Genomic DNA, 4163 nt, shown 5'->3' on the forward strand with positions numbered 1-4163 from the left:
TCGCCGCCGGCATAAAAAGTTTATTGTGTGGGTCGTGGTTGCCTTGCCCCTTGTGTGGGGGTTGGGGTGCTGCGGCCCACTTTTTGTTACCCACAAGTAAACAACATTTTGTTAGTGGTGTTCGCTTTTCAGTGGCTTTGTAATCCTTCGCTTCTGCTTCAATACGTTCTCCAAGGGTATAAGGAAAGTCCGCAGAAGCCTTAAAGGAACAATTTTCCATTCCGATCATGGCAGTGTGTACACCTCGCAGGCATTTAGAGAGCACTGCGCTGTATTTGGTGTGCGTCAATCCATGGGCGCGGTGGGAACGAGTGCCGATAACGCCGTGGCAGAATCATTTAACACCACCTTAAAGCGTGAAGATCTGCGTAATCGGAAAGTCTTTGACGATCCCACTACCTGCCGCCAAGAAGTCTTCCGAAGGTGCATGCGCTACAACACGCGCAGACGACACTCCTGGTGCAACCTTCTAGCCCCCGATACATTCGAAGCGCTTAATTCAGCTACAGTGACCCAAGCAGCATAGCTAACCCCCGACGTGTCTACTTTCCGGGGGGGGGCAGGCCCTTATCCCGATGAAAAGGTCTAATGCGTTCAACCAGCGCCAGCTTCGCGAAGGCGACGAACACTTAATCCACAGGCCTTGGACTGGCGATACCCACGCGAGGTGATGAACCCGCCAGCGTGATGAACCCGCCAGCACGGTTATTTTTTCAACGCCTTACAGATGAACTCGACAGGGAAAATACTCCGGTACTCATCGATAAACCGGATCTATTCTTAACGTTTTGGGCCTGGTTCCGACGCGAAAAAGCTGAGGTAGCTTTTAAAAGTTCTTTGGTATCGCGTAGCTGGTGAGTTTTACGGCGTAGCCTTGCGTTTTGGCAGCCACATCTTCAGGCACCGGTTCTGGGATGTTCCCTGCACGACGGGCCTGCGAAAAGTCCATTGATAAGCTGTGTGCCGTGAAACCCCTAGCTTTGGTCTAATGCTTGGCACGCGACTTGCATCGACATATTTTCCGCCAAGATGCGATCTTCCACGAGCCGGATCACACGGTCCTTCGCATTTTGGTCCAAATTTCTCGGCATATTCCGGTTTTTCCCATCTACTCAAACGGAACAAAACCTAGGACACGTCAGATAAATTACCTTTCGTCCCAACCCAACCGGGCTGGTTATCAGGTGTCCATCAAACAGCGCTCAGGTCCGAGTGTCGTTAAAACGCTACGAGACCTACAAGGGAATTTACCTAGGAAAGAACTCAAACTTTGTCACATTAATTGCACGAATGAGTGACGTGACGAAATTTAAAGGAAATGGCCGGGACCCTGAAATTTAGCGGGGTACAGGGACATGTGCGGGGTCACGATCAGAGGGTTCGAAAATGGCAGGATTGAATCCGAACGCGGAAAGTGTTTCGTTGTCTGAGTACGTTACAGCGTGTACACGGAGGCTGAGGTCGCCAAACAATTCTTCATCGAGTTCCCGCCCACCGAACATAGTAGGGTCGTAATTGCAATTGATGAATCTGCTCTCAATAGCTTTTGGAGAAGCCTGTTCATCAACCTGAACGTCCGAAGAAAAATATTTGTAAATCATCAGTTCTGCTCCTTCGGAGACTCGACGCAAGATGTGTCGCCACCACCATCGATCCGTTTCTCCGATTGAGCTGCCAAAGATAATGAAAAATTCTGATTCTTCGATCATCTTGCGGTAGCGACGGGATGTTTGTGCCCAAAAGATTTTTTCAAACTTGTGGGAGGAACCTTGGTTCGCGTCTTGATCCGTACCGTCAATCCCGAACAATAGGGATCGTGGTACTGCCTGCATTCCATGCGGATGATGGATCTCTGTCATCAGGTAAGAGGAACAACCAGTTTCAGCGTTTGCTCTAGAGCAGTACTCACTTGGATAGAGATGATTCCGTGGATTCCGTCGAAACTGAAAGTTCGTGTCCACGGTGGTGTTTGGATGAGGATCGAACTGTTCTTGGTCGAGATATAGGTAGTTATCAAGGAGGAAAGTGTAATTGAAATTGATGATGTTGAAATTGAAAAGATCGTAATGATTGGTTTTAGACGGCAGAGCCAAGTATTGATAGGCGTTGCTGTCGAGATCGCCCAGAAATCGGCTAAATGTACAATAGGCCCACTGGTGAGATTGCGCCTCCCTATCCAATTCGTTTAGCAAATCTGGGCTGACCACTAGGTCAAGAAAACTGGAAAAGTGACGTTGGATTTCTGCCAAGTCGCGGCGGAGTTTTACGAAGTCGATAGGACCCGGACTAGATACAAATTCCTGTAACCGTGCTTCGAAATCGCTCCAATTAGGGAACCCATCTTTGCCTTGGCCACGCTGTTCTTCATGTTCTTTGCGCAGCTCATTCATCTTCTTGAAAATCATGTTTTCGGCGTTAAAGTTCATTGACTTCAGATAAAAGAAGAATGATTGGTAGTCAGTTCGATACTTGGCATTAAGCAGGGAAAGAGCAGCAATGTCGAAGCCATTTCCGACAAGCATCATAATATTGTGCTGGACCTTGTCGTTGGAGGGCTTTAGACAGGCGAAATCAGTGTGGTCGTATTTCCTGATGCCGTGATGGACTGGATCCTCGGTGCGGGTAGTCGGCTTGGTCATCGTTCCTTCAACCTGAGTCTTCAAAATTCTTTAACGGAGTTTGAAGCGTCCTGGGTTTAGTTCCGCTTCTTTTACGGCCCTGTGTTGATGGGCTGGGTGAAATAGTACTTGGTTTCTACTTCTTGTGGGGTGGCGTACTCCAATGCTTCATGAAGCCTTTTGGTGTTCCACCAATGCACCCACCGCAAGGTGGCCAGTTCGGCTTCCCCGACCGACGTCCAGGGGCCTTGGGCATGAATCAGTTCCGCCTTGTAGAGACCGTTGACGGTCTCAGCTAGAGCATTGTCTTAGGAATCGCCGACTGTTCCGACACTTCGCCGGATTCCGGATTCGGCTAGCGCGGTGGAATACTTCAGTGACACGTATTGGCTGCCCCGATCGCTATGGTGAATCAGTTGGTTTCCATGGATTCGTCCTGCAGTCGTTAAGGCATGTTCCAAGGCCTCCATGGGCAGCGCATCGGTGCGCATCGTTGAGCGTGTAGCAACACCAACAATTTTTCGGCTGTAGACATCCACGACAAACGCGGTGTAGGCGAATCCCGACAGAATGCGAACGTGAGCAATGTCGGCAACCCAAAGCCTGCCTGGCGCTTGTGCACGAAAGTCTCGCTGCGCTAGGTCTGGGCGATGATCCGGTGTCTTCGGGCTAATTGTTGTCACGGGGGTTCGTCCGCATCTGCGGCAGGAAACACCTGCTAGCTTCATTAATCGGGCGGTCTTGTCGCGGCCGATATGAAAGTCTTCACGGTTCATCGCGTACCACATTTTGCGGATTCCGTAGACTGAGAAATTCTGCGCATGCACACGCTGTATCTCTGCAATGAGAAGGCTATCGCTTAAGGCTCTTGCACTGGGAGCGCGTGTGGTGGCTTTGCGGTAGCCGCGTGAAGTGATGAATCCACGATCTGCTTGTTTTAGGCCTCGACCCCCAAACTGATCTTTATATGCGTCGATGTAGGAGATCATTTAGTCGTGGGTCGGTCGAGTTCCGCTGCGAAAAAGCCGAAGCAGTCTTGAGAATCCCGTTTGCTCGTTTCAGTTCGCGGTTTTCGTGGCGCAGATGCTTGAGCTCTTCTTCCATCGTTTCGCCGCCAGACGCGTCAGAGTCATCACGTACCGAAGCGCCGTCACGGTGCCAAGCCCGCAACGTATGGTGAGATACCCCAAGCAGCTCACCGACCTCCGTGTAGGCACGTTACAGTGAGCAAGACTCCCGGCGGACCATTTCGATGATCTGATGGACCGCCTTCTCCTTGAACTCGACGGAATATTCTCTAGGCATAGTTCAGTCCTTCCTTAGCTGAGGTAGGAACTCAACCCAGGACGCTTCAATATGGATCGTGTGTATAAACTGGTGGAAATTGGGTTGATGACCAGCGGATTCGCTTAAATAAGGGCGTGTGTGTAATGTATTTGGAGGTCAGCGTGGCCAGGCAGTTTATGTGTTTGGTTGGCTGATGTGGGGGAAATGTTTTCGTGCGGTTAGCCGCTGGGAGTCGTTGGTTTGACTTTCTGGTTAATT

General features: G+C 50.3%; 2 protein-coding genes and 2 pseudogenes. 1 reads left to right on the forward strand and 3 read right to left on the reverse strand.

Translation table 11 applies throughout. The annotated features are described in order from the left end of the window. On the reverse strand, positions 1-229 hold a 229-nt coding region (locus AB1Z34_RS11040; protein WP_367158344.1), incomplete at its 3' end, for a hypothetical protein. Here AB1Z34_RS11040 and AB1Z34_RS11045 point away from each other — a divergent pair. Beyond that, positions 191-526 (forward strand): annotated as a pseudogene (locus AB1Z34_RS11045) (transposase); the annotation flags it as partial. The gene AB1Z34_RS11040 and the pseudogene AB1Z34_RS11045 sit on opposite strands and share 39 nt — an antisense overlap. Before the next feature lie 811 nt (positions 527-1337). Here AB1Z34_RS11045 and AB1Z34_RS11050 read toward each other — a convergent pair. Both AB1Z34_RS11050 and AB1Z34_RS11055 read right to left on the reverse strand, forming a co-directional pair. After that, a complete protein-coding gene (locus AB1Z34_RS11050; protein WP_070429663.1) occupies positions 1338-2639 on the reverse strand; it encodes an AbiH family protein in 1302 nt (433 codons plus the stop codon). A gap of 71 nt (positions 2640-2710) precedes the next feature. Continuing rightward, positions 2711-3923 (reverse strand): annotated as a pseudogene (locus tag AB1Z34_RS11055) (IS3 family transposase). Positions 3924-4163 lie beyond the last annotated feature (240 nt).

The sequence above is a fragment of the Corynebacterium sp. 045007 genome (assembly GCF_040743205.1).
GTDB lineage: Bacteria > Actinomycetota > Actinomycetes > Mycobacteriales > Mycobacteriaceae > Corynebacterium > Corynebacterium jeikeium_D.